Origin of the sequence: Paenibacillus kyungheensis, assembly GCF_028606985.1 — a bacterium.
In the GTDB taxonomy this organism is placed as follows: domain Bacteria; phylum Bacillota; class Bacilli; order Paenibacillales; family Paenibacillaceae; genus Saccharibacillus; species Saccharibacillus kyungheensis.
Window position 1 is genome coordinate 4,589,745 of sequence record NZ_CP117416.1, and the last position, 26,161, is coordinate 4,615,905.

The window sequence follows — 26,161 nt, forward strand, 5'->3', positions numbered from 1 at the left end:
AAAACGCTCCTATTCGTTGAAAATTCTCTAATTACATTGATTTTTTATAACTATCATCATAATATCCACTTTAATGATCATAACGTTATTTAGATATAGATGCCAATTTGGCAGAGTACACCACATAAGAATATAGACTACAATAGAAGCAAAAAGTTACGGTAAACCAATCATTTTTTTCTGCAATCCTATCAATGTAGATCAAATACATTATCTTTTATCTTGTATGACGGTTGAAAATGAACTGAAGTTCCAGTTCCAGCTCTGAATAATGGTATTGGTTTTGAGCATAAAAAAGAAGGCTTCCCGAAAAAAATCGAGTTACCTTCTTTGATCAAACTATAATTATAGATCGTAAAAACTATTATAGTCCAGCTTGAGTTTTTAATAATTCTGCTTTGTCGGTTTGTTCCCAAGGCAATTCAACATCTGTACGACCGAAATGTCCGTATGCAGCTGTTTGACGATACAAAGGACGACGAAGATCAAGCATGCGAATAATACCAGTAGGACGCAAGTCAAAATTGTTACGAACCAATTCTACCATTTTTTCTTCGCTTACTTTACCTGTTCCATAGGTATCTACACTGATCGATACAGGGTTAGCTACACCAATAGCATAAGCCAATTGGATTTCGCATTTATCTGCTAATCCAGCAGCAACTAGGTTTTTAGCTACATAACGAGCAGCATAAGCAGCAGAACGGTCTACTTTAGTTGGATCTTTTCCTGAGAATGCACCGCCACCATGACGTGCATAGCCGCCATATGTATCTACGATGATTTTACGTCCAGTTAATCCAGCATCACCTTGAGGTCCACCAATAACGAAGCGACCTGTTGGGTTAATAAAGTATTTAGTATCCGCATCAAGCAACTCAGCAGGAACAACCGGAAGAATAACATGTTCACGGATATCTGCTTGGATTTGCTCCAATGTTGTTTCTTCAGCATGTTGAGTTGATACAACGATTGCATCAATACGAACAGGCTTACCATCTTCATATTCTACTGTTACTTGTGTTTTACCATCAGGACGCAAGTAATTAAGCGTACCATCTTTACGTACTTCAGCCAAACGGCGTGCAATACGGTGAGACAATGCGATAGGCAAAGGCATCAATTCTGGTGTTTCGTTAGTAGCAAACCCGAACATCAAACCTTGGTCACCTGCACCAATATTTTCTGTTTCTTTCTCCATTAATGCTGTATCACGAGTTTCTAAAGCAGAGTTAACGCCTTGAGCAATATCAGCAGATTGTTCATTTAATGAAGTAAGTACAGCACATGTATTATAATCAAAGCCATACTTGGCACGTGTATAACCAATTTCCTTGATTGTATTTCTTACGATAGATGGAATATCAACATACTCCGAATTTGTGCTTACTTCCCCGATAACTAACACCAAACCTGTAGCCACTGCTACTTCACAAGCTACACGAGCATTGGGATCATTAGCTAAAAAAGCATCCAGTACTGCATCAGAAATTTGGTCACAGATTTTATCTGGATGTCCTTCTGTTACAGACTCTGATGTAAATAAATGTCTCTTTAAAGTAGACAAGAGTTTTCAACCTCCCATATGGATATTAAGGTGTCAGCAATGTGCAACAAACTTCAAACCTATAGTCAAAGTCCCTACACAAAAAATGAACCCTTTCCATAAGGAAAAGGTTGCTATACAAGCCTCAACAGTCATATTAACGTATTTGATACCAGGTGTCAAACGCTAATCACTAGATGGTAAGGTATATTTTTTATACGTAAAAGATTAGATAGTCTATTGTAAATAAAATAGATCTCATACAAATACTACAGATTTTCAATTGCCTTTTTCCAACAATCTCATATTAAAATCATTCTATTTGTTCAATTCAGAACTACCCTTTTTGAATATACAAACTTATTGAATTTTATAATCACCAATTACTAATACTGTAGCATTGTACCCTTGAGTCAAAGCAACTTCAACCCCGCGCCCATCTCTTGGAAATAAAAGTAGATGATTATTAGGAATAGCTTGTGATCCACCCATTTCGCTTCCAGCAGTCAAATCTAAAATCCCATTTTTTTCTGAACTGTATACCACAGCTTTCCCCGTACGCACAATCACTTCGGTGCCCGCTGCTGCAATTAATTTTTTACCTGGACGAATTTCTACCACTTTCGTTGTAATTGTAGAAGAAGATGTTGCTGAAGGAGCTGTAGATACAGGAGGTGTGACCGGAGTAGTAGGTGTGTTATTTTTAGTACCACTATTGCTATTGTTAGTATTTCCTGTAGAACTACTAGAACTTCCACCTAATGCTTTTTGTATTTGCTGATCTACGTAACTTTTGGTGACTACAGGATCATCAGCAGAACCCAGTTGACTACTAGCACTACTAATTGTAACAAAGGAACTCCCTACCCAGATACCTATCCCAATAGTAGCAGTAGCCATTAACCATGTAGCATATTTTTTCATATAATATCCTCCTCAAAGTATAGAATAAAGATATAAAACAAAAATACCCCGGAGCAGTTGCCCGCTCCGAGGTACCTAAGCGAAAGTAGTTATACTTTCTATATGACAGTGTTCATATCAGAAGATATTACTTGCTGTTTACAGTTACAGTTTTAGCAGCTGCATCGTACATTACTGTAGCGTCAAGAGCTTTACCAACCCAAGCGATAGGCAATACAGTACGGTTAGCTTTAGTTACTGCTTTAACATCCATGTTGATTGTAGAACCGTTGATAGTCAATTGGTTAGTTTTAAGTTTCAATTGAACTACGCGGTCTCCTTTAATCAAAGTAACCATAGAAGTTGCTTTGTCAAACAAGATGTTTGCAGGAGTTACACCCAATGCTTCAGCTACGTAACGAACTGGCAAGTAAGTGCGACCATTTTCTACATAAGGAGCAACTTCAGCAGTACGAGTTTCCCCGTTTACTTTGTAAGAAGTGCTTCCGATTGTGTAGATAGCTGTTACAGCGTTAGATTCTGGATTTTCAGAAGCTGTTCCGATTGTTGCAATTGTTGCTTGAGTAGCATAACGGTAGCTATCTTTCCAAGTTTGAGTAACATCTCCAAAGCCATGGTAAGCTGTGTTAGCTGCTCCATCACCTTGTACTTTAGCAACAATGTTACCTTGTGGTACAGTACGGTCAATACGCAAGTTTACTCCGTTGATAGCAATAGTACTAGCAGTAGTACTTTCGCTGTCTACGTAGAAACGCAATACGCCTTGAGTAGCGCTGTTGTTGTAAGTGTCGATAGACACGTTACGGATAGTCAAGTCACCAGAAGTTACAGATACAGTTGGTACAGAACCAAATGTTACGCCAGCTGGAAGAAGAACTTCTACCAAACCATTGTCGTCATCAGTCAATGCGCCTGCTGCGCCTTCTTTAAGTGTCAAGTTACCGATGTTTGCACTATCAGTACCAATTGAAGCACTGTAAGTTGCATCAGAAGCAGACAATGTTACAGATGGAGTAACAGTTGCAACTTTGATATTACCAGTTAATCCTTGGCTACCAGCTACAGCAACATTCAAGTCACCAGTAAATCCTGGTTGTACTGCTACTTCAACATCTTTCAATGTCAATGTTCCAGCGTTAGAAGATGTGTTTTCTGCGCCAAATGTAATACGCATAGTACGACCATCAGTTCCAGTATAACGAATACCGTCAGTAGAACCAGTACCTAAGTTCAAACCATTTGCAACTTCAGTAGAACCAGTAGTACCAGTAGTATCTTCGCCGCTATCATAAACTGACTGCCAACGAGCACCTTCAGGTAATTGTAGAGTTACTGTACGTCCTTCTACGAAAGATCCAGCAACAGATTCTTTAATTACGATGTCGCCCAATTGTTGCTCATCTTTACCAGCAATTACAGTAGTTGGAGAAGCTACAGTTACGCCACCACCGTATTGACCGTAAGAACCTACAACTAGAGAAGAAACATTAGATGAAGAGTTACCACTAACACTAGCTGTAACGTCGCCTTCTTTAGCTTTATCTTCATCAGTTACAGAATAGTTAAGATCTAAGTTGAAAGCTGAAACTTCAGTAGAAGTTGATACAGCACCGATAGTCAAAGTATCGCCATCAACATTAGTAGTAATGTTAGAGTTAGAAACGAAACTTCCGTATAGGTTAGTAAGAGCACCTACAGATTCCCAATCAAATCCAGTTGGTAATTTCAATTTAATTGCATTACCAGATTTCAAAGATGCTGCTACAGATTCAGTCACTTTCAAAGTGAAGCTGAAGTTGTCGCTGCTTGATTGAGTGTCGTTAGCTTCAAGAGCTACTTGACCAGAAGATACTACAGTTGCTACTTTAACGTTACCAGTTGGCAAACCGCTAATGCTTGAAGCAGAGAAAGTTAGGTTAACATCACCAGTACTTGGTCCAGTAGAAGTAATACCGTTAAGATTCAAGAAAATTCCCAAATCATCTTCATTAGTGTTACCTTTGATGTCGATTCTTGCACTCTTAGCACTAATACGAGTAATATTAGCAGTTACGCTTCCAGCAGCGTTATCGCCACGGTCAAGAGTCATACTGTTTCTGCTACCAGCTTGGAAAGAGTCAGTTGGGAATTCAAATCCTTGTGGCAAAGTTACTGTCAAAGAATAAGTATCTCCAGTTGTGCTGCTAGGTCCAATCAAAGTGTCCTGGTCAATATTTACTTTAACGCGTCCCAATTGAACTGTACCAGATGCAGTACCTAATGTTGGAACTGAAAATACATCAAAACTACCAGATGCATGTGCTGCTGTTGGAGCAACGATACCTGCTACTGGAGCGATACCTGCTAGCATAGCAGCGCTTGCTGCTACGTTTAATACTTTTTTAGTAGACTTTTTCATAAACTTTTGTTCTCCTCCTTGAATATCATAAACATTTTTTTTGTTTTTTTGTTTGTTGTGGATTTTGTCACTCATCAGTCGTTACACCCCCTCTCCGAGTTTAAAGCAAATCCCTTTTTGTATGATGATATCTGTGACAAAATCACAGAAAATCGTAACCGGAATATTTGTCAATCGAAAAACCGCAGTGCACAGAAGTTATTATACATTGCGTCAATGATGCCGTAAAGACATTTTTTCACATTGAGATCGACTAAACATTCCAAAAGTTAATCTCAATTTAATAACCTGTCAGCAATTATGTTGCCTTGTTTTATCGGGTTCATATATGTAGACGCAGGTTTCTTCAAAAAGTTGCGGTTTTTCAAAAAAAGTTTTCTGTTTTTTTTGCGACATATATTATATCGCGAAACAGAGCCTTGATTATCATACTACACTTTGAGAAGATATGCCAGTTTTGCCTACAATACTTTTTCGTAACTATATTACTACTAAACACGTTTTAACCTATTTAAACCACTCTGATAACAATTATTTTTGCAGACAAAAAAAGAGAGCTCTATAAGAGCCCTCTTTAGTAACAAATTACATTTTAGGAAGTAACTTTTGTCCAATCATTACTCTAGCTAAGATAATAGCTGTATCTGAACGAAGCATTTTAGCACTAGGATCAAAGGTGTATCCCTTAGTTAGATCATTAGGGTCAATAGCTGAACCTGTAATATACCCTTTTTGGGCTACAGCTAATACGGAAGCTCTAGCATATCGATCAATAGAATTAAAATCTTTAAAGTATTTCGTTAGACCTTTATTAATCTTAGTAATATCTGTTTCTAGTTTTAAATTAGTTGCACTCGCAATAATTACAGCTGCATCTTGTCTTGAGATGTTATCTCCTGGACTAAATACTTGAGGCTGAGTTCCACGCACAAATCCTGCGCGTGCAGCTGTCTCGATGTAACGGAAATCATATAAAGCATTCTGTGTTATAGAACTAATACTACTACTTACATCAATGAAATGTTTGGTTCCTTGATAGTTAAGTGGTAATTCTAGAGCTTTAACAATAGCTCTAACAAACTCGCCACGTGTAATATATTGATTTGCTCCAAAACTTGTATCTGGATCTGTAGCATTCATAATACCTTTAGCAAATAAAGCTTCCATATAGTCGCGTGCATAACTATGTTGCACAATGTCTGTATAGGAATAACTTAATTTAGCTACTACATAATAACCGAAGCGATCAAATGGAACAGTAATTGTACGTTTAGAAGCGTTAACTACTCCACCCACATTATCCCACTGCTTCAATTCAGGATCGAAATACAATACAGTTACTAGTTTACCAGCATCAACTGCCATATCAGATAGATAAGATAATGTCATTGTTCCTGGTTTGGACGTAACTAGCTCATTATCTGGATCACGATTATAGAAATCTGGCGCAACTGGGCTACTTGGGAATGTAACAGGTTGATAAGGATCCTGTCCATCGGCAATTGGATCATATGCAGTAGTCGAAATATTATCTGCAATACCTGGATCAATCCAATATACTGGGCTTGCTTTTACAAAATGAGAATTAAAATTGTTCACAAAATATTGTTGCCCTATTTTGTATTTCTCTTGTAATCCTGCAGCAGGAGTTTCAAAATCGTAACGATCGATTACTCCATCTGTACTATTAGCAATAGCAAACAAAATATTATTACCTGAGAATACTTCTGTTTTGAGATTTTCTGCTGCATCAGTATCACGTCTAATCAAGTTAGTTCCTGCAGGGAATTTCAAAGCCAAATCCCCTTCAAATACTTTTGCAGTTGTTTTCATAGCTTGCATAAATTGTGCACCTGGAATATTAGTAGGTACATATTTAACAGTTACAGAATCTTTTAAAACTTGATTACCAATCGTTACAGTAATCGGAATATTAGTATCTTTATTAGCTTTCAAATCTTTAACACGAATACGATATGCATTTTCATACTCATTTTTACCATCGTTATTTGTATCAAATGTTGTTTTGGTAGCTGTCTCTTTATTGATTGTTACCGCAGTTGCACCTTTAGAATCAATAATAACATCAATAAAGTTTTTGTTAGTTAATTTTTGAGCTGTTAGCGGTCTAACGATAGTATAGGTATCACTTTGTGGATCCAATTCCATTGTTGCATTAGCAGTAGGCCCACCATCTCCAGAGTTATATACAGTGAACGTATAAACAATTGGGCTACCATCAGAAGGCATCGTACGATTTTTCAATGTAAATGCAAAAGATTGTGTATCGTAATCATAATAAACTGAAAAATCAGGGATTACTGTCGAGTTAAATGTATCTGATGTAGCCACTTTATTTTGCATGCCAGTAAAAGCATCAGAAAGTTTCCAAGTCGCTACAGTAGTTCCGGTAGAATCAGAAATAACTAGTTTGTAATTAGCTAATTTATCTTTAAGAGTTGTACCGCTAAGGCTTCCTCTTACAGCTGAAGCATTTGTACCCAAATCAAGAAAGTCAAATGTTCCATAGACACTATAATTTTCTTTTGCTGTAGTATAGTTAGAACCTTTCATAGGAAAGTTAGTATCATCTTTAGCTGTAGGTATATCATTAGTACCCGCAGTATATGGGAAGATTCCAAGAGTAGTATTATAAGGAATAACCGGAATATCCGTTGGTACTAGATTTACTTTAATTGTATTATCATAAGACGTTTTATCTGATTTAAATACAAATTTGATTGTATTCTCTCCTGAGAATAATGCTTTGTAAGCATCCGCATCACTATCTACTAAAAATGTTGTTACACCATCTTTTCCAGGTTTAAGTGGAATCAAGGTATTATTAATATAGAAGAACACAGTTTGACCTGCACCAGAATATACGATGTCGCTTGTATCTGCTACGTTAACAATCTTACCTGAAAAATGGTCTAATGCTGTATCCATAACAGCAGTTGCTACGGTTGTATCATTTTGTCCATATTGAACCACTTGTCCATCAAATGCTTTACTATAACTGATATAAGGACCATAGAGCAAATTTATTGTTGCTGACATAGGTGCACTTACAATACTTCCTTTTGCAGCTGTAAATGAAAGTTTTAACGTACCGGAAGCAGGCAACTTCGTAACTTTCAATAGCACTCTTTGCATAGTTTGTTGCGTACCATTTACATTAACTACTGTGCTTTCAGAAAGAATATTCTCAACACTATATGCTGTGGTTGGATTCTTAGTTGTTGTACCCAAAGAATCAACTACACTATCAAGATTAACAGTCGTATTGGAATCTCCATTAGCTACCAAAACTTCTACTGCTGTAGGTAATGAGAAAATATTAGCTCCATCTAACGCAGAACTACTCAAATTACGAGCTTGTGATGCTGTTGTCGAAGAAGAATAACCTGGCAAGTAATTTAGTTTATAAATATAAGCTGCACTACTATTACGAAGAGTATATCCTAATCCGGAGCTAGAAGCTGATCCACCTTTAATCGTGATTGTTAAATTGACTTGGCTATCATATTTAATACCTGTAGATTCAGGAATCGCGTATGATAAAGTGATATAATCTGTAGTTGACTCTGTTTCTACAACTGTAGGTGTTACAGCACCAGATGCTGTTACTCCACCAGCTAAAGTATATTGCAGATAATCTGTCAAATCAGGGCGAACACCTTTCACTAAAGGCACGACTACTTTACCTGTAATAGATGCAGAGCCTGTAGGCAAACCTGTACTAGCATCTGTACCTGAAGGAGCTACATTAAAATCAGGAAAGTTAGCTAAATCTCCAGATGTGTTAGTCGTTCCATTTTTTGCGTACGTGTCGTAAAAAGTTGTACTACCATTGTAAAAAGTGATTTCACGTGTAGTCGTTAATGTTTGAGTACCATTTAGTGCTTGGATACTCAATGTGTTTTTACCACTATTCAATGTTAAAGGCGCTGCAGCAAAGGAATATCCATTTGAACTAGATACGTTCGCTGTCCTACTTGCTCCTCCATTAACAGAAACAATAACTTTTGTTGCATTAGGAGCAAAACCAGATAATGCTATTGTTGCTTTGTTTTGTTTGTAAGCTGTACTTGTGCTCGTAGCTGTTAGCACAACAGGCGTATCTTCTTTAAGCGCTACAGTGCTTCCATCTAGTGTTGCTGTCAAATTATATAATGTCGGACCATCATGATATTCGAAATAAATAGATTCTGAAACATTCGATCCACCACCAGCCGGACTTGCAGTAAATGTAACTCTATTCAGTCCAGCATATAAAGGAATATCTGTTACTGTGATAGCAGAGTTATTAATTGTATAGTTAGTCAATCCAGTGTTTTGGTTCGTTGTATCATCTACATAAGCGTTACCGTTTTTATAAATACGAGTCACACTATACTTGATTGTTGTAGCATTTACACTATTAAAGCTACCGTTGATTGTTGCTTTGCTATCGCCTACTACATGAGGTGAAGCAGGGTCGTAACTTTCACTCGGGAAAATAAAAAAGCTTGCTGCCTGCAATGTTTTTGCACCTAAACCTGGGGGTAGACTACTTACAATAAGAACTACCGCCATAAGCATCGATAGTATTTTCTTCAAAATGATGTTCCTCCTTTGATTTCGGTCGCTGCTCCAACTCACTAATGGCGGGCATAACCTGTCTACCCTTTTTATCGGCATCCTACAGATATATTTTAATAAGTTCAGAGAAATCCACATAAAAAAACCTCTCTTTCTATAGAAAGAGAGGTTACGATATCGCTGAGATCCTTTGCTATCAAAGAATCTACAACTGATTCACAATTTATATTATTTTTCTTACTTGATGTTCATTTAAGGCTTACTTCCACGTGTTGGATCAGGTTTGATACGTAAGCGAGCAATCAATCCAAGAAGAGGGCGTTTTGTTTTGCCAACCAATCCAATAAGTTCTGCTCCAATTTGAAGAACAAACATCATTACACAAATGACTAAGAATGTAACCCAGTTCGCTTCATTAATCGCAGCCGATGATTGAATAATTGCCAATACACCGAAGAAAGCAGCAATTCCATAAATCAACAATACCGTCTGACGATGGCTTAACCCAAGTTCGCGTAGACAATGGTGCAAGTGACCTTTGTCTGGTGCAAAAATCGGCTTCTTATGTACCCAACGACGGATAATCGCGAAGAAGGTATCAGACAATGGTACACCGATAATGATCAAAGGAGTAATAAATGAAACAACCGCGATTTGTTTAAATCCAAGTAAGGATAACATCGCAAGACTGAAACCCAGGAACAATGATCCTGTATCACCCATAAAGATTTTGGCTGGATGAAAGTTAAAGTAAAGGAATCCAACAATCGCTCCTAAAAGAAGTAAACATAAAAGTGCTACAGGGTAGTTACCCATAATCAATGACATTGTAAAAATACTACCGATCGCAATAGCAGATACACCTGCTGCTAACCCATCCAAACCATCAATCAAGTTAATTGCGTTCGTTACACCGACGATCCAGAAGATGGTTAAAGGAATAGCGATCCAGTTCTCAAGTGAAGAATATGAATCTTGAAAAGGAATATTTACAAAATCGACTTTAATTCCATATCCGAATACTACTGTACATGCAGCAATAATCTGACCTAACAATTTAACACGAGCTGATAATTCAAAACGGTCATCTAGTACACCGATCAATACGATGATTGAACCAGCTGTAAAAAATGCTTTCATAAAATTAGCATCGCGTGCAGGTAGATCAAATGGCAAAAACGGAAGGACAGCGACAAAAGCAATCGTAAATGCTAAATAAATCCCCAGTCCGCCAAGCCTTGGCATGATTCTCGTATGCACTTTACGGGCATTAGGAACATCTACGGCTCCGATTCGAATTGCAAACTTTTTGACGAGCGGCGTTAGAACCAGTGCTAATGCCAGCGCCAGAACAAATCCGAGAATAAAAATGATTAACATTTTGCTTTTCGACCCCCAATTTATCTCACGGAGCCAATTATACTCCGTTCGAAATTAAACACCAAACTGCTTTTAAGCACATTTTCAGCGATATTCATCTAAATTTCATCTATTTATTGAACTTTTACTACGTTTTCCTTGTCCTTTAGCACTTTTAATGCGAATTTCGGAAGCGCAAGCATTCTTTTGTAACGAGTAGGCTCTTTTAACAAGCGATAAAACCATTCTAAACGCAATTTTTGAAACAATTTTGGTGCACGTTTGGTCTTACCGGAGATCACATCAAAGCTTCCTCCTACGCCCATAATGATCGGAACACCCAATTCTTGCTTGTATGTACCAATCCACGGTTCTTGCGTATCTGCTCCTCTTGCTACAAACAAAAGGTCAGGTGAAAGCCGTCGAATTTCTGCAATAATCTCTGCATCTTGATCAGGGCCAAAAAAACCATCCCGATATCCAACAATCGCAGTATGAGGATATAAACTTTTTAACCGGGTAGCTGTTGCCTGAATCACTTCAGGAGTTGAACCCAGCAAATATACTTTCCAATGAAGGGTCTGACCTCTGTCCATTAAGCGATGCAATAAATCGTATCCAGCTACACGTTCAGCAACAGGTTGACCACAAGTTGAAGCCGCCCATACCAGCCCTGCACCATCAGGAACTAATAATTCTGCATTTTTCATAACTTGCATATACCTCGGTTGCTCTAAAGCTGTCATAATCATAATCGGATTCGCTGTAATAATCTGTTGTGGTTTACCCTTTTTGATACTTTGTTCGAGGTACTCAACAGTATCATCCATATTCATTTTAGATACTTGTAAACCATAGATCGGAACAGTCGGTATAGTATTCCATTGTTTCATTATATATCACCTTTGTGCTAAATAATAATGAGCAATAAAACGAGCAGGGCTAGCAGCATCTTGTTTGAGTAATTCAATTAAAGAAGCTTTGCTTGCGCGCCATCCTTCTTGATCATCTAGCAATGCTTTCGTTTCTTGTGCCAATTGTAACGGTTCTACTTTGGTACTGGTTCCTGTTGCTTGGATCTGCAACCGATTCAGAAATTGATCGATTTTGGGATCATACGATATTCCGATTAAAGGTACCGACTGAGATGCTGCATAGATCAGGCTGTGAAGCCTCATACCTATAATAGCATGACAGCGGCTAACTTCCACTAACATTTGTTGTGGATCGGTCACTTGTTCTGCACTGCTGATCACACTTCCATGATCACTGATATCACCAATACGATCGATCACATACTGAGAAGCTTGTTCATCTTCTGGCAAATGGAACGGTAAAAACCGAAGATGAACAGGTAATTCTTGACTGAGCAATCGCAAACCGTCTGCTATTCCATCCAATTCTCGACGTTGTTTGTCCCAAAAACGAACGGATATACCAACTACAGGAAGCGAATCGATATTCGCTTCTTTTATAGTATTCAAAGGGTTAATGTGAATAGGTTCTTGCTTTACAGGTAAAGGTAATCCCATGACAGGATCAGCTACAACTTCAACTTTCGAGCGAGAAAGTCCCATTTTTTCTAGTAACAAAGCAGATTCTTGATCTCGTACAGATACATATGCGCTTTTTTTGAAGCTATTTTTGATCCAAGAGAAAAAGAATTTCTTTTGTACAGGGCCTACGCCCTGCGCGTAAATAAAGACTGGCTTACGTAACCAGTGAGCAATACGAACAATACCAAGATAATAAGGAATCGTCATAATCCCTGTAGAGTCTTGAAGAAGACTACCTCCACCACTGATTAGACCATCACTTTCTTTTAACAGTTGGCGAATTTCGCGAATCTTCAATCGTCCTACAGAACGTACTCCATACATTTTGGAAGTCCATTCTGGATCACCTGACAATACGATAGGCTCGATCTGAATACCTTGCTGTTTACCCTGATCTTCCAGTGAATTCAAAATCGATTTCAATACCGCTTCGTCTCCACTATTGCGGAATCCATAGTATCCAGAGATTACGATTTTCGTAGAAGCGGTAGCCATTTTTTCCAACACCTTTCAAGGATTTGCCATACGATAACAGCAACCAATCCAAGAATCAAACCAAGTCCCATTCCAAGTAAACCACGAATCAATGAAATATGAACAGGTGAATGAATATGAGCAAATGTATCAACCATTGATAATTGACCAATACAAGCAATAATCATAATGTAAATTGCATGACGGTATTTAGCTGCAATAAATACACCTAAGATAAATAATGGATGTGCCATCAAAAATTCTTTGTTACGTGGACGAACGCCCAGCAAGCTTTCCAGTGCATTACGGAAGTGCATTTCAAGTGGTGTTACTGTTCCTGCATTTCCTGTACGAGAAAGATAATACATTCCTACAATCCCTACAATTCCTAATACAATAATCCAAGTTAAAGTAATTGGAGTGGTTAATACTTTGCGGATACCACCTATACCAAAACTTTGTTTGCCACGGTAGAAAGCGATATATACCGCGATCAAAGCGATAGGTGCAAAGTGTAGTAAACTTACGCCGCGGAATTGATTAATCACCAGTTGATACGTAATATCATTCAGAAGCCCAATAATGAATAACGCCCCTGTTAACGACCAAAGCGATGTACGAATAAATAAGATAACCGCTTGAATGACACGTTGGCTTGCTGATAATTGATGTCTTGTTTCGTACAAGCGATCAACTTTACGTACCGCATAGATCATTGCAATCGTCGGTGCACTAATAGCTGCAAGTAAAGCGATACCTTGCTCTAAAATAAGTGCCTGATGAATAAGAATCATTCCCGCACTTCCGATCAATCCAAGCACGAACACAATTAATGTTAAACGACGTACAAAATAAGACACTAACAAAGCAATGTAAGCAATAGCTCCAATTAAGACAAGCAATTTGAAGTATTTGTTGAAAGCAGAATGACTGACATCCATAGCAGACGCAGGTCCAATTTTGAAACCATGACTTTCGATATTCTGAATAGCCTGTCCTTCTGTTTGCAAACTTTTAATAACATTATCAATAGAGTTAGTCATTTGAGCTTTAGCGGTATCACGAGATACTGCCAAATTGATATACATCATCCGAATATTGCGATCTTTTGCAGCTAGTGCAAAACGATCAGCTACTGTATACGGATCAAGCTTAGAATCAGATTCGCTTAATGAATACAAACGAACAACGTTATAATGCATAAGATACGCTAATTTACTAAAACCAGTTTGTGGTTTTTTTAAGTTTTCAATCGCAGCGATACCGATATGATATTGATTTAACAATGCTGCAAAGTTAGCGATACTTTTCTTCTCAATATCGTCATTAAAACCAGTAACAGATTCACCATCAAAAAGAATCGTTTTGACCCCGTACTCAGCAAATTGACTTAGCAATCCATTCATACGCGTCTGGTCATATGGTAATGAATCATTCAAACGAGGGACAATCTGGAATCCCATATTATGAAGCATCCGCATTGTAATCGGATCAGGATCGAGCGGTTTTAGTCCAGCTTCATCCGTAGAAGTCTGAATAATAACACCTGGTAATCCTTTAAAGCTCCAGGGTACGACAGCAATGCCCAATGAATTGTATACACGCTGAAGAACCGGCTCTAATAATTGCGCATTTTCTTCACTTGTAAATTGGACATATGTAAAATTTTCATTTTGTGGAATCACCTGATTTTGGAGATTAGCCACATCCACAGAATTATACACATTAAGACGTTGTGATTTTTGCAATTCACTTAAATTACTTTGGTATACAGCTACAGAACCTACGCCTGCATCCTTAAGCAATAAAAGCTGTTGCTTGATATAATCCTGGGGATGAGGCTGATACGATGCAATATCGATCAGATTACGATAATTAAAAACAAACTCCACATTTTTGGACGTTGACTCGGTTTTGGTACGATCAAAAGCGATAGGCAACGAAGCCACCAAACCAATAATCACCAATATCCATAACCATTTCACAGAAGAATTATTCCAATGCTGCCATTTCTGAACCACTCAAGTACCTCCTTAGTAAGTTCGTTATATCATTCTCAAGCAGTCGCCCAAAGAAAAACATAACGAATGGTTCCGCTGCTAAGACTAAGCTTCACAGCGGAACCCTTCATTCATCTGATCTATTATATACTGCCTACAGCGTCTATCCTACTAAAAATTGATGACAATCTACGATTTTCGTAAAATAAATTGACTATTAACCATCAACACGTTGCATTACAGCAGCCGTTAACTTTTGAATACGATCTGTTGCATCTGCGCCTGAATCGCCACGAACAGCAAAATATACTTTGATTTTTGGTTCTGTACCGGATGGACGCAAGCAGAACCATGATCCATCTTCCAATAAGAATTTCAATACGTTTTCTTTTGGAAGACCGTCTAGACCTTTAGAGTAATCTAAGGCTTCGCTTACTTTAACACCTGCAATGTCAGCAGGGCTTTCTGTACGCCATGATTCCATAATTCCTTGAATCTGCGCTACTCCATCTTTTCCTTTAAGCGTACGTGATTCCAGACTTTCTTGGAAATGTCCAAACTGTTCATACAACTCTTGCAAAACATCATATAGTGTTTTGCCTTGTTGTTTGTAATAAGCAGCGGCTTCGCTAATTAACAATGCTGCAACAACTGCATCTTTGTCACGAGCATAGTTTCCTGCTAAATAACCATAACTCTCTTCATAACCGAACAGATACGTATGCTCGCCACTTTGTTCAAACTGGTTCATTTTTTCACCGATGTATTTGAAACCAGTCAATGTGTTGAACACTGTTGCTCCATAATGTTCAGCAATAGCCGCTCCCATTTCGCTGGTTACAATAGTCTTAATGACTGCACCATTCGAAGGAAGTTTGCCTTGCTCTTGAAGCTGGCTCAAATAATAATGGATCATAATGGCACCAGATTGGTTACCTGTAAGTACAAAGTATTTACCAGTAGGATCTTTTACAACAGCACCCATACGGTCACTATCTGGATCAGTACCGATTAGAATATCAGCATCTACTTCTTCACCAAGTTTAATCGCTAGTGTAAAAGCTTCACGTTCTTCAGGGTTAGGAGACTTCACCGTTGTAAAGTTACCATCTGGTGCTTCTTGCTCAGACACGATAGAAACATTCGTAAAGCCAAGACGTTCCAATCCTGCACGTACTGGAAGATTACCTGCTCCATGCAAAGGGGTATAGACGATTTTCAAAGCTTTACCTGCTTCGCCTTGTAACAATTCACGATTCACACTAATATCCGTAACTGCTTGGATAAAGTCTTCATCTTCCTGTTTGCCTAACCATACTAGCAATCCTTGTTGCTCTGCTTCTTCGCGGCTCATACGTTTGATCGCCGCAAAAGAAGAAACTTCACGGATATTGCTAATCACTTTTTCTGCTTCATGAGGAACCAATTGTCCACCACTATTGTTATACACTTTGTATCCATTATATTCAGGCGGGTTATGACTTGCTGTAATCACAATACCACCGGTTGCTTTTAGATTGCGCACTGCAAAGGAAAGTTCTGGTGTTGAACGAAGTGAAGGGAATAACTTAGCTACGATTCCGTTCCCAGCAAGTACCAAAGCTGCTTCTAATGAAAACTCTGGTGAAAAGTGACGGGAATCATGAGCGATCACAACAGATGGTTTACCTTCTCCGGAATGAGCAGATACAATATATTCTGCTAATCCTTGTGTTGCTCTACCTACCGTATAAGAGTTCATACGATTACTGCCTGCACCAATCACTCCACGTAATCCACCTGTACCGAATTCCAAATCACGGTAAAAGCGATCTTCTAATTCTTTGTCTTGTCCTTGGAGCCCTTGCAATTCCTCTTTGGTTGCTGCATCGATCGATTCATCATTTAACCATTGATCTAGATTGCGTTGAGCTTGTTCACTAAGTGTTGTCATAATATCCATCCCTTCTCTATATATGGTTTATAAAAAATACATTCATTTGATATTCAATCTGATCAATTATTCTTTATTCGGATCAGTCAGTGCAAACATAATTTCGCCTTCAGCAACAACTGTACCATTAACAGTTGCTTTGGCCTGACCTTTACCAATCGATGCTTTCATACGGGTAATTTCTACTTCTAATTGAAGTGTATCTCCAGGCACAACCTGTCCACGGAAACGAACACCATCGATCCCTGCAAACATAGCTAGTTTATTACGGTTAGCTTCCATTTGTAAAATAGCTACTGCACCTACTTGAGCTAACGCTTCAACAATCAGCACACCTGGCATTACCGGATAGCCCGGAAAATGTCCTACAAAAAAAGGTTCATTGATTGTTACATTTTTGATCCCTACTGCACGTTTACCGACTTCCAATTCCAGTATGCGATCTACCAGTAAAAAAGGAGGACGATGCGGTATAATCTCCTGAATTTGTTGTACATCTAACACAACCAAAACCCCTCTCATTTTCAACAGTATAGGTTCACTTCTATTCTCTCTTTACAGTTGCTTCTCTACATATCATGCGCATCTGTTCAGAAAAGATTGGTTCCCCTGCATTGTCCCATATAATATGTAAGCATTTTTTAGTCATTTTAAGCATTCCACATCATTATAACGGTTTCGACAACAAAAATAAAACTCCTGCATTAGCAGGAGTCTTTAAAGGTCATGGTGCAAAAACAAGTTGAAAAATATGCGCCCATGTTTCTGGATATAATACATCCGATATATTTTGTTTGCCAATCATAGCATAACCTACTGCTAAGCCTGCTATCAAAGCAACAACAAATCCAACGATCACTAATAGTACACGTAGTGTTTTGATACCTGCCGAAGAAGATCGAGTGGCTGGCTTCTTCTCCGGCTCTTTTCTCTCAGGTGCAGCAGGTTTTCTCACAATTTTTTTGTTAGGAGTTGCTTTCCCTTGAGCTTTAGCCGCTTCTTGTACGGCTGCGCGTCTACTAGCCACGAATACTATTGGTAATACTCATCATATTATCACTAGAAGATAACGTACGTGCTGCCAGCTGATATGCACGTTGCACTGTAATCAATTCAGACATTTCTGCACTCAAATCGACATTAGAACCTTCCAAAAATCCCTGACGGATTTGAGTTGTTGGTGACATCGTGCCTACAACATCATTCAAGTTCGCTCCGGTAGGTAACATGAATAAGTTGCCATCCATTTGTGTAAGACCTTCTGGATGAATGACACGATCTACTTGAACGGTTTGTGGAAGGATTGTAATTTTACCTGCGCTATCTGTAGAACGAACAACACCTTTGTCATCGATCTGGATATTAGTTTTGGCTGGAACTTCTAGAGGAGCAGATACACCTCTAGCATTTTTCCCCATAAGTAAATAGCCTTGATCGGTTGCCATAAATGCTTTGGTCGGATCGGTTGCTGACGGTACGAAGTGGAAAGAACCTTCACGTGTCCAACCTTGCTTACCATCGGCACTCACTGCAAACATACCGTCACCTTGAATAGCCAAATCCGTTGGATTGTTAGTCGTCTGCATTTCACCTTGAGCTGTATTCATCGTCACATCGCCCATACGAGCACCAAACCCAAGATTGTACCCAGCACCTGTTACACGACCTGGCAAAGCAGACGCTGCACCTGGTTGCTGTTTGACAGCGGTAAATACATCTTCAAATGTAGCTTGCTTTCCTTTATATCCAACGGTATCGGCATTCGCAATGTTGTCAGATACCACACCCAGTTTTTGCTGGATACCGCTCATCGCTACCATTGCACTGATCATCGAATTATTCATTATTCTCCTCCTTTGCTAACCATCTATACTGCTATATTATACACGACCTACGTCATTGACTGTTTTGTCTAAGCTTTTATCATAAAATTGTACGATCTTCTGATTGGCTTCATAAGCACGAAGTGCTGCTGTTAAATCAACCATTGAAGCGGCTGCATCTACTGTAGAACCTTCCAAGTAACCTTGACGAACTTCTACATTATCGCCTGCTTGCAATTGTCTCACCCCTGCTGTAGCTGGATCTGTTACACGAAATAATCCATCACCTGCACGAGTCATCTGACCTGGTAGATTGACTACAGAAATTCCTAAGCGTCCTACTGTAGCGCCATTCAATTTGGTTGTGATATTTCCTCTTGAATCAAAATTATAATCATCGATTGAACCACGTAGTGTAATCGGATTACCTGTTGCTCCTAATACCTGATTACCTGTAGATGTCAATAATTGTCCTGCTGCATTCAATTGAAAATTACCGTCACGCGTATAACCAGTCTCACCTGTTTTGCTAGTTGCTGTAAAAAAAGCTTGTGGACGGTACGTCACGGTACCGTTTTCTGCTACATATTTACCTGAAGCATCGAAAGGAATGTTCTGCCGGGTTGTCGGGTCTGCCAGATTAATCTCTGACACCAAAGCAAAGTCGTCTGCCGAATTCGTCTGACGCATATCACCTTGTACATTCATAGAGATGCTTTCTTCTGCCAGTACGCCTGTATTCAAACGACCAATATTTTGGTTGCTTGCTCCTTGATCTCCATTATTTAGCGAGATCAGCATTTCTGGAAAAGAACGTTCAATACTCTCTACTTGCTTGTATCCAGGGGTATTTACGTTTGCTATATTTTGCGTCACGGTATCATGGCGACGTTGCTGAGTGATCATACCTGAAGCTGCCGTATATAGACCTCTTAACATTACCGGACACTCCTTTCGTGTTCAATATATGGGTAATTCTGATTGTGTATATCCAAGTTTCCGTCTCATCATTACATTCTACTCTTATATATCGGTTAGACTAGAACTTTTTTTTAGAGACTTTGTCCAAATTATTTAACATAATTCCTGTTCCTTTAACAACACAGTGCATAGGATCTTCTGCAACCAGTACAGGGACATGTAATTCTTGAGATAATAATTCTTCTAACCCGTCTAACATCGCTCCGCCACCTGTCAAAATAACACCACGATCAATAATATCTGCGGATAATTCTGGAGGCGTCTGCTCTAACACAGTTTTGGCTGCTGCTACAATCGACAAAATCGTATCGGATAATGCTTCTTGTACTTCACCGGACGAAATTGTAATTGTTTTAGGCAATCCGCTTACGATATCACGACCACGAATATCCATTTCTCTTTGTACACCACCCGGGCGTACTGTCGCAATATTAATTTTGATATCTTCTGCTGTACGTTCACCGATCAGCAATTTATATTTATTTTTGATATGTCTAATGACCGATTCATCGAATTTGTCTCCAGCAACTTTTAGTGAAGCTGAAGTTACAATATCACCCATAGACAATACAGCGATATCGGTTGTACCTCCACCGATATCAATAACCATATTACCACTTGGTTCGAAAATATTCATACCTGCTCCGATCGCTGCTGCTTTGGGTTCTGCTTCTAAAAACACTTCTTTGGCACCACTGCGTTCTGCTGCTTCACGAATCGACTTTTGCTCAACAGAAGTAATATTGGTAGGTGCACAGATCAAAATACGAGGATGGCTATACCAGCTACGAGCGCCTACTTTATTAATAAAGTGTTTAAGCATCGTTTCGGTTACTTCAAAATCTGCAATAACTCCATCACGAAGTGGACGAATAACGACAATATTTTCCGGTGCCCGACCGATCATACGTCTTGCTTCTTCACCGACAGCAAGTACACGTTTGGTTGTTGTTTCTATAGCGACTACTGAAGGTTCGTCCAACACGACACCTTTTCCTTTTACATGAATCAAAACATTTGCTGTACCTAAATCGATTCCAATATCCTTGCTGAACATATCAAGAGCCTCCAAAAGTTCGTATTTCCGGTAACAAAGCACCGTCCGTTATTTTATGCTTTTACATCATCTGAGAGCCTATTCACTGGTTATGTATGATATGTTAACGAATAAACGTTCTCCGGCAACGATCAGTTCAGCGAAAAAAGTATGTATATGGGCCCACTATAAAATGAATGCAAAAGGCTGACTTATTAAAATTAGCATAATTGCCAAGGGTATTCAACGCCATTGTTCGTCATTTTTGGAAAAGAAACTGTCATATATACCAAAAGAGCCAGACTATAATCAGTCTGACTCTTTAATATACGTGAATTACGATATCAAAAGCGATCTAATGTTCGCCTATAGATACATTAAATTCATATACTGTTTTTAAGCAAGTGTTGGTTGAACGTTCAAAGTAGCTGTGTTTACTTTTTCTGTTTTGTCAGAAAAAGCAGCCATTTGTTCTTCTACCGCAGGTGTAGGTTCTTGAGAAGGTTCTACTTCTTCCAAGCGCCAGATATCTGCTCCCAATCCAGACAACTTCTCAGCCAAATGCACATATCCACGATCAATATGGTGCGTTCCACTAACTTCTGTTGTTCCTTCAGAGATCAAACCTGCACAAATCAATGCAGCTCCTGCGCGCAAATCTGTTGAGCATACTTTCGCGCCCACTAGACTTGCTCCACCTGTTACGATTGATGTTCTACCTTCAATACGAATCCCCGCGTTCATCAGGTTGAACTCATCGACATGCATAAAACGATTTTCAAATACAGTTTCACTAATAATACTAGTTCCTTCAGAAGCAAGCATTAACGCCATCATCTGTGCTTGCATATCTGTTGGGAAACCAGGGTAAGGTAAAGTTTTTAAGTCGACAGCACGAAGTGGCTTATCTGCAATAACCTGCACTCCATTTTCGTCTGGAATGATCGTAATACCCATCTCTTCCATTTTAGAAATAACAGGACCCAAATGATCAGCGATAGCACCTTCCACGTACACGTTACCACCAGTGATAGCTGCGGCAACCATATATGTACCTGCCTCAATACGATCAGGTATAACTGTGTGTTCTGTACCGTTAAGAGATTCTACACCTTCAATGCGAATAACACCTGTACCTGCTCCGCGAACTATAGCACCCATACTGTTAAGGTAGTTAGCCAAGTCTACAATTTCAGGTTCTTTAGCTGCATTCTCAATCGTTGTAGTACCTTCTGCAAGAGTAGCTGCCATCATAATGTTTTCAGTAGCGCCTACGCTAGCTACGTCTAGATAAATCTTCGCTCCACGAAGTCTACCATCACATTTTGCTTCGATGTAGCCTTGCCCCAAATTAATCTCTGCACCCATAGCTTCAAAGCCTTTAAGATGCTGATCAATAGGTCGTGTGCCAATTGCACAACCACCAGGTAAAGAAATACGAGTTTTACCCAAGCGAGTCAACAATGGACCCATAACCAAGAAAGAGGCACGCATTTTGCTTACCCATTCATACGGTGCTTCACAAGAAGTTAATTCTTCTGCATTGACCTGAATAGTCTCATCTTGGTATGTAACAACCGCTCCTAGCGATTCTAATACCTTACTAATCGTCATTACATCGTCAAGAGAAGGTGCGTCATGAATAACACTTACACCATTTTCTCCAAGTAGTGAGGCAGCAATAATTGGAAGAACAGAATTCTTAGCTCCGCTAACTTTAACACTTCCTGTTAATCGCTTGCCACCGCGGACGATAAATTTGCTCATTAGGGTTCCCTCCGCGCGTCATTTTGCTTATCCGGCATTACACAATGACGAATCAGATCAAGCTGAACATAGTTGCATACAGACCATGGTATCTGTCTGTTATTTAATCTAATTCATCTTTCAGATTCGTGTGATTGTACAATACCATATTGCATAAATTTTAGTTTTTAATGTAGTAGGTGAGAATCATACAACTGTTTGGTTTCAAAAAAATAGTCTAACACACTTATAACCACACTGTTCACATTCAAAACATAAATCGGATAGACTGTGTCCAGCGGATATAATCCAGCAGGAAGTTGGATACGAAATGCCCGAGTACAATCGACAATAACAAATGGAGCAATTTGCCGGCAGCACTTTTGGGATAACGAATCAGTAAATCAAGTTTTAAATTTTGCAATGCCCACCAGGACAGACCAATACAAAGGAGCGATATGAATATGGATAGTAAACCGTTCACACCGACAGCGGACACTGTATCTACCGTACTCATTTTTGAAATAGCTCCCTCCTTTATTGCTTACTCATTAATCATCCTTTTATACGGACTATTCTATAATACTTGCACAGCGTTAAAGAATCTAGTCCCAAATTTACAAAAATCAGCATTTTCTTGTCATATTGGTGTTATTTCAGAAAATAACTGCATTTTCAAAGCATTTTTCTCAGCAAATAAATAAATCTTACTGAAATAAAAATAGCAGGGATACGCCTAAAGACCTAACATTTCTCAAAAGACAATCATTCTCAAATCTGTGAATCTCTATTATATGATCAAAACGAACTCACCTATAATAGCACAAGCCATTTTTATAGACAAATTAAAAAATAAAAACCGGACCCTATATAGCGGCCCGGTTATATACATTTAACGGTTCTCACCAGCTGAAGATACTTTAAGACGATTCATTGCTCGTTGTAAAGCAAGTTCAGCCCGGCGGAAGTCAATGTGATCTTGAGTCGACTTGTTGTTGAGACGGCGCTCAGCACGTTCTTTTGCTGCTCTTGCACGTTCAATATCAATATTGTTCGGCAATTCTGCACTATCTGCCAACACTACTACTTTATCAGCACGGACTTCTAGAAATCCACTCTGAATAGCTACCACTGTTTCTTTCCCATTGACTTTGTACACCAATGGAGCGACTTCTAGTGGAGTAACCATCGGAATGTGACCTGCTAGAATCCCAAGTTGACCTTCTACACCTGTGGCTCTTAATTGATCCACCTGTTCGGAAAACACCAGACGTTCAGGTGTTACAATTTCCAATAGAAACGTGCTCACTTTCATCCCTCCTCACGTTTTGCAGGCATATAATTTACAGTGTTTTTGCTTTTTCCACTGCTTCTTCAATCGTGCCTACAAAGAGGAATGCTGCTTCTGGAAGATCATCATGTTTGCCATCTAAAATCTCTTTGAAGCTACGTACTGTTTCTTTAACAGGTACATAACGTCCTTTGATTCCAGTAAACTGTTCAGCAACATGGAACGGTTGAGACAAGAAACGTTGAATTTTACGCGCACGCGATACAGTCAACTTATCTTCTTCACTCAATTCATCCATACCCAGAATTGCAATAATATCTTGTAGCTCACGGTAACGTGCTAAGATTTGCTTAACACCTTGAGCGATATTGTAATGTTCTTCTCCAACAATTTCAGGATTCAAGATACGTGAACTGGAAGCGAGTGGATCTACTGCTGGGAAAATACCCATTTCAGAGATTTTACGTTCCAAGTTCGTTGTTGCATCCAAGTGAGCAAATGTAGTCGCAGGAGCCGGATCGGTATAATCATCCGCTGGTACATAGATCGCTTGAATCGACGTAACTGAACCTTTTTTGGTAGAAGTGATACGCTCTTGCAATTGACCCATCTCTGTTGCAAGTGTAGGCTGGTAACCTACCGCAGATGGCATACGTCCTAGCAATGCAGATACTTCAGAACCTGCTTGTGTAAAGCGGAAAATGTTATCAACGAACAACAATACATCTTTTCCTTCTTCATCACGGAAATACTCAGCCATTGTCAAACCTGTCAAAGCTACACGAAGACGTGCACCAGGAGGCTCATTCATTTGTCCGAATACCATTGCTGTTTTGTTGATAACGCCTGATTCTCTCATCTCATGATAAAGGTCATTACCTTCACGAGTACGTTCACCAACACCAGCAAATACAGAAATACCACCATGTTCTTGCGCGATATTATTGATCAATTCTTGAATAGTTACTGTTTTACCTACACCAGCACCACCAAACAGACCGATTTTACCACCTTTAGCATAAGGAGCTAGCAAATCGATAACTTTGATTCCTGTTTCAAGAATTTCAGCTTGTGTAGACAATTCGTCAAATTTAGGAGCTTGACGGTGAATCGGGTTTTTGATTTCAGCTACAACATCACCAGCTTCATCGATAGGTTGACCTAATACGTTAAATACACGACCTAACGTTACGTTACCTACAGGTACTGAAATAGGAGCACCTAGATCAAGAGCGTCTAGTCCACGTACTAGACCATCTGTGGAAGACATTGCGATACAACGGACAAGATTATCCCCCAGATGATTCGATACTTCAAGCGTCAAGTCGATTTTGTTACCGTTATCTAGCGTAGTTTCGACTTTGAGCGCGTGTAGGATTTCCGGAAGTTGACCACGTTCGAATTCTACGTCTACAACCGGTCCCATTACACTTACAACGCGACCTTTGTTCATTATCGTTTTCCCTCCTACTGACTTGCTGTATGCAGCGATGTCATCAAGCAATGCTATTGCACTTGCTTGTACATAATTATATTAATAAGCCGGATTAGCCTTGTGCGTTAGCTCCCGCGACGATCTCAGTGATCTCTTGTGTAATCGATGCTTGACGAGCACGGTTATAGACAAGTGTTAGATCTTTGATCATTTGAGATGCATTCTTCGTTGCGCTACCCATGGCTGTCATTCGAGCACCCTGTTCACTAGCTTTACCTTCAAGTAAAGCGTTGTAGATCAGTGTTTGTGCATATTTTGGCAAAAGAACTTCCAATACACCCTCTGCTGAAGGCTCGTATTCATAGCTTGCTTTGAGTTTATCTTCTTCTGCAACTTCTACAGATTCCATTGGCAACAAACGAGTTGAACTTGGAACTTGTGTTAATGCATTGATAAACTGGTTATAACATAAGTAAAGCTCATCGTATCTGCCTTCTTCATATCCTTTAACAGCCTCGTAGGCTAGAGATTTGATATCGGCATAGGTCGGAAAGTCGGTCAATTCTGTCACTTCTTCTGTAATAGGAAGATTGCGGCGACGGAAATAATCGCGTCCTTTTCGTCCAATGATGAACAATTCGTACTGATCTGTCGATGTATGATTTTCCTTGATCTGATTGCTAACATATTTGAGCATGTTGGCATTATAACCACCCGCAAGTCCACGGTCGGAAGTCACTACGAGATAAGCAATCCGTTTAACAGGACGCTTCTCCAACATCGGATGATATACGCCTCTTGTTCCAGAAGCAATACTCGCAACCACTTCACGCAATTTATCGGAATATGGGCGTGCTGCTTGTGCTTTCTCTTGTGCTTTACGAAGTTTGGAAGCCGCAACCATTTCCATTGCTTTGGTGATTTGTTTTGTATTTTCTACGCTTTTAATCTGACGTTTGATCTCGCGCATACCTTTAGCCATATGATTTCACCACCTTAACCCTCTGAAAACAAGTTCAAAGTTGTTTCCTGAATCATGGTTGACCACAGTCCGACAGATTGGCTATCGGAGCTG

19 protein-coding genes are annotated in these 26,161 nt (G+C 39.3%); all 19 read right to left on the reverse strand.

All coding sequences use genetic code 11. The features are described from left to right. Positions 1–364: 364 nt before the first annotated feature. Entirely contained in the window at positions 365–1,567 is a 1,203-nt protein-coding gene (gene metK / locus PQ456_RS19910; protein ID WP_273613765.1) for a methionine adenosyltransferase, read from the reverse strand. A gap of 339 nt (positions 1,568–1,906) precedes the next feature. Beyond that, the gene (locus PQ456_RS19915) at positions 1,907–2,470 is read right to left on the reverse strand and encodes a hypothetical protein (protein ID WP_273613766.1); all 564 of its coding nucleotides are present in this window, start codon (positions 2,468–2,470) and stop codon (positions 1,907–1,909) included. Positions 2,471–2,597: 127 nt separating this feature from the next. Next, entirely contained in the window at positions 2,598–4,943 is a 2,346-nt protein-coding gene (locus PQ456_RS19920) for a copper amine oxidase N-terminal domain-containing protein (protein WP_273613767.1), read from the reverse strand. A 510-nt stretch (positions 4,944–5,453) separates the two neighbouring features. Beyond that, positions 5,454–9,470 carry an S-layer homology domain-containing protein gene (locus tag PQ456_RS19925; RefSeq protein ID WP_273613768.1) on the reverse strand — a complete coding sequence of 1,339 codons (4,017 nt, stop codon included), beginning with the start codon at positions 9,468–9,470 and terminating at the stop codon, positions 5,454–5,456. Positions 9,471–9,704: 234 nt separating this feature from the next. Beyond that, entirely contained in the window at positions 9,705–10,832 is a 1,128-nt protein-coding gene (locus tag PQ456_RS19930) for an MraY family glycosyltransferase (RefSeq protein ID WP_204826292.1), read from the reverse strand. Positions 10,833–10,945: 113 nt separating this feature from the next. Next, positions 10,946–11,704: a WecB/TagA/CpsF family glycosyltransferase gene (locus PQ456_RS19935; protein ID WP_273613769.1), complete on the reverse strand. Its 759-nt coding sequence runs from the start codon at positions 11,702–11,704 to the stop codon at positions 10,946–10,948. Positions 11,705–11,710: 6 nt separating this feature from the next. Beyond that, positions 11,711–12,862, reverse strand: coding sequence for a polysaccharide pyruvyl transferase CsaB (gene csaB / locus PQ456_RS19940; RefSeq protein ID WP_273613770.1), 1,152 nt, complete (start codon positions 12,860–12,862; stop codon positions 11,711–11,713). Then, complete coding sequence (locus tag PQ456_RS19945; RefSeq protein ID WP_273613771.1) at positions 12,835–14,862, reverse strand: DUF5693 family protein; 2,028 nt, start codon at positions 14,860–14,862, stop codon at positions 12,835–12,837. Before PQ456_RS19945 ends, csaB begins: the two co-directional genes overlap by 28 nt. Positions 14,863–15,058: 196 nt before the next feature. Further along, positions 15,059–16,774, reverse strand: a complete 1,716-nt coding sequence (locus tag PQ456_RS19950; RefSeq protein ID WP_273613772.1) for a phospho-sugar mutase — start codon at positions 16,772–16,774, stop codon at positions 15,059–15,061. Between the two features lie 66 nt (positions 16,775–16,840). Continuing rightward, positions 16,841–17,296 (reverse strand): 3-hydroxyacyl-ACP dehydratase FabZ, encoded by a 456-nt coding sequence (gene fabZ, locus PQ456_RS19955; RefSeq protein WP_274171745.1) that lies wholly within the window; start codon positions 17,294–17,296, stop codon positions 16,841–16,843. 202 nt (positions 17,297–17,498) lie between these two features. Further along, complete coding sequence (locus PQ456_RS19960; RefSeq protein ID WP_273613774.1) at positions 17,499–17,801, reverse strand: DNA-directed RNA polymerase subunit beta; 303 nt, start codon at positions 17,799–17,801, stop codon at positions 17,499–17,501. Continuing rightward, entirely contained in the window at positions 17,794–18,618 is an 825-nt protein-coding gene (locus tag PQ456_RS19965) for a flagellar hook-basal body protein (RefSeq protein ID WP_273613775.1), read from the reverse strand. The genes PQ456_RS19960 and PQ456_RS19965 overlap by 8 nt, the downstream gene beginning before the upstream one ends. A gap of 36 nt (positions 18,619–18,654) precedes the next feature. Next, on the reverse strand, positions 18,655–19,536 hold the full coding sequence (locus PQ456_RS19970) for a flagellar hook-basal body protein (protein ID WP_273613776.1): 882 nt from the start codon (positions 19,534–19,536) through the stop codon (positions 18,655–18,657). Between the two features lie 100 nt (positions 19,537–19,636). Then, positions 19,637–20,635, reverse strand: a complete 999-nt coding sequence (gene mreB, locus PQ456_RS19975; RefSeq protein ID WP_273613777.1) for a rod shape-determining protein MreB — start codon at positions 20,633–20,635, stop codon at positions 19,637–19,639. Positions 20,636–21,010: 375 nt separating this feature from the next. Next, positions 21,011–22,381, reverse strand: coding sequence for a UDP-N-acetylglucosamine 1-carboxyvinyltransferase (gene murA / locus PQ456_RS19980; RefSeq protein WP_273613778.1), 1,371 nt, complete (start codon positions 22,379–22,381; stop codon positions 21,011–21,013). A gap of 247 nt (positions 22,382–22,628) precedes the next feature. After that, a complete protein-coding gene (locus PQ456_RS19985) occupies positions 22,629–22,877 on the reverse strand; it encodes a DUF1146 family protein (RefSeq protein ID WP_204826282.1) in 249 nt (82 codons plus the stop codon). A gap of 375 nt (positions 22,878–23,252) precedes the next feature. Then, positions 23,253–23,669, reverse strand: coding sequence for a F0F1 ATP synthase subunit epsilon (locus tag PQ456_RS19990; protein WP_204826281.1), 417 nt, complete (start codon positions 23,667–23,669; stop codon positions 23,253–23,255). A 34-nt stretch (positions 23,670–23,703) separates the two neighbouring features. Beyond that, positions 23,704–25,104, reverse strand: coding sequence for a F0F1 ATP synthase subunit beta (gene atpD, locus PQ456_RS19995; RefSeq protein WP_204826280.1), 1,401 nt, complete (start codon positions 25,102–25,104; stop codon positions 23,704–23,706). 94 nt (positions 25,105–25,198) lie between these two features. After that, the gene (atpG, locus tag PQ456_RS20000; protein ID WP_273613779.1) at positions 25,199–26,068 is read right to left on the reverse strand and encodes an ATP synthase F1 subunit gamma; all 870 of its coding nucleotides are present in this window, start codon (positions 26,066–26,068) and stop codon (positions 25,199–25,201) included. Between the last annotated feature and the right edge of the window lie 93 nt (positions 26,069–26,161).

Excerpts from the sequence above, each read along its gene's own strand:
- PQ456_RS19915 (WP_273613766.1), bottom strand. The coding sequence starts at position 2,470 with ATGAAAAAATATGCTACATGGTTAATGGCTACTGCTACTATTGGGATA.
- PQ456_RS19920 (WP_273613767.1), bottom strand. The coding sequence starts at position 4,943 with ATGAGTGACAAAATCCACAACAAACAAAAAAACAAAAAAAATGTTTAT.
- PQ456_RS19930 (WP_204826292.1), bottom strand. The coding sequence starts at position 10,832 with ATGTTAATCATTTTTATTCTCGGATTTGTTCTGGCGCTGGCATTAGCA.
- PQ456_RS19935 (WP_273613769.1), bottom strand. The coding sequence starts at position 11,704 with ATGAAACAATGGAATACTATACCGACTGTTCCGATCTATGGTTTACAA.
- csaB (WP_273613770.1), bottom strand. The coding sequence starts at position 12,862 with ATGGCTACCGCTTCTACGAAAATCGTAATCTCTGGATACTATGGATTC.
- PQ456_RS19950 (WP_273613772.1), bottom strand. The coding sequence starts at position 16,774 with ATGACAACACTTAGTGAACAAGCTCAACGCAATCTAGATCAATGGTTA.
- fabZ (WP_274171745.1), bottom strand. The coding sequence starts at position 17,296 with ATGAGAGGGGTTTTGGTTGTGTTAGATGTACAACAAATTCAGGAGATT.
- PQ456_RS19965 (WP_273613775.1), bottom strand. The coding sequence starts at position 18,618 with ATGAATAATTCGATGATCAGTGCAATGGTAGCGATGAGCGGTATCCAG.
- PQ456_RS19970 (WP_273613776.1), bottom strand. The coding sequence starts at position 19,536 with ATGTTAAGAGGTCTATATACGGCAGCTTCAGGTATGATCACTCAGCAA.
- mreB (WP_273613777.1), bottom strand. The coding sequence starts at position 20,635 with ATGTTCAGCAAGGATATTGGAATCGATTTAGGTACAGCAAATGTTTTG.
- murA (WP_273613778.1), bottom strand. The coding sequence starts at position 22,381 with ATGAGCAAATTTATCGTCCGCGGTGGCAAGCGATTAACAGGAAGTGTT.
- PQ456_RS19985 (WP_204826282.1), bottom strand. The coding sequence starts at position 22,877 with ATGAGTACGGTAGATACAGTGTCCGCTGTCGGTGTGAACGGTTTACTA.
- atpD (WP_204826280.1), bottom strand. The coding sequence starts at position 25,104 with ATGAACAAAGGTCGCGTTGTAAGTGTAATGGGACCGGTTGTAGACGTA.
- atpG (WP_273613779.1), bottom strand. The coding sequence starts at position 26,068 with ATGGCTAAAGGTATGCGCGAGATCAAACGTCAGATTAAAAGCGTAGAA.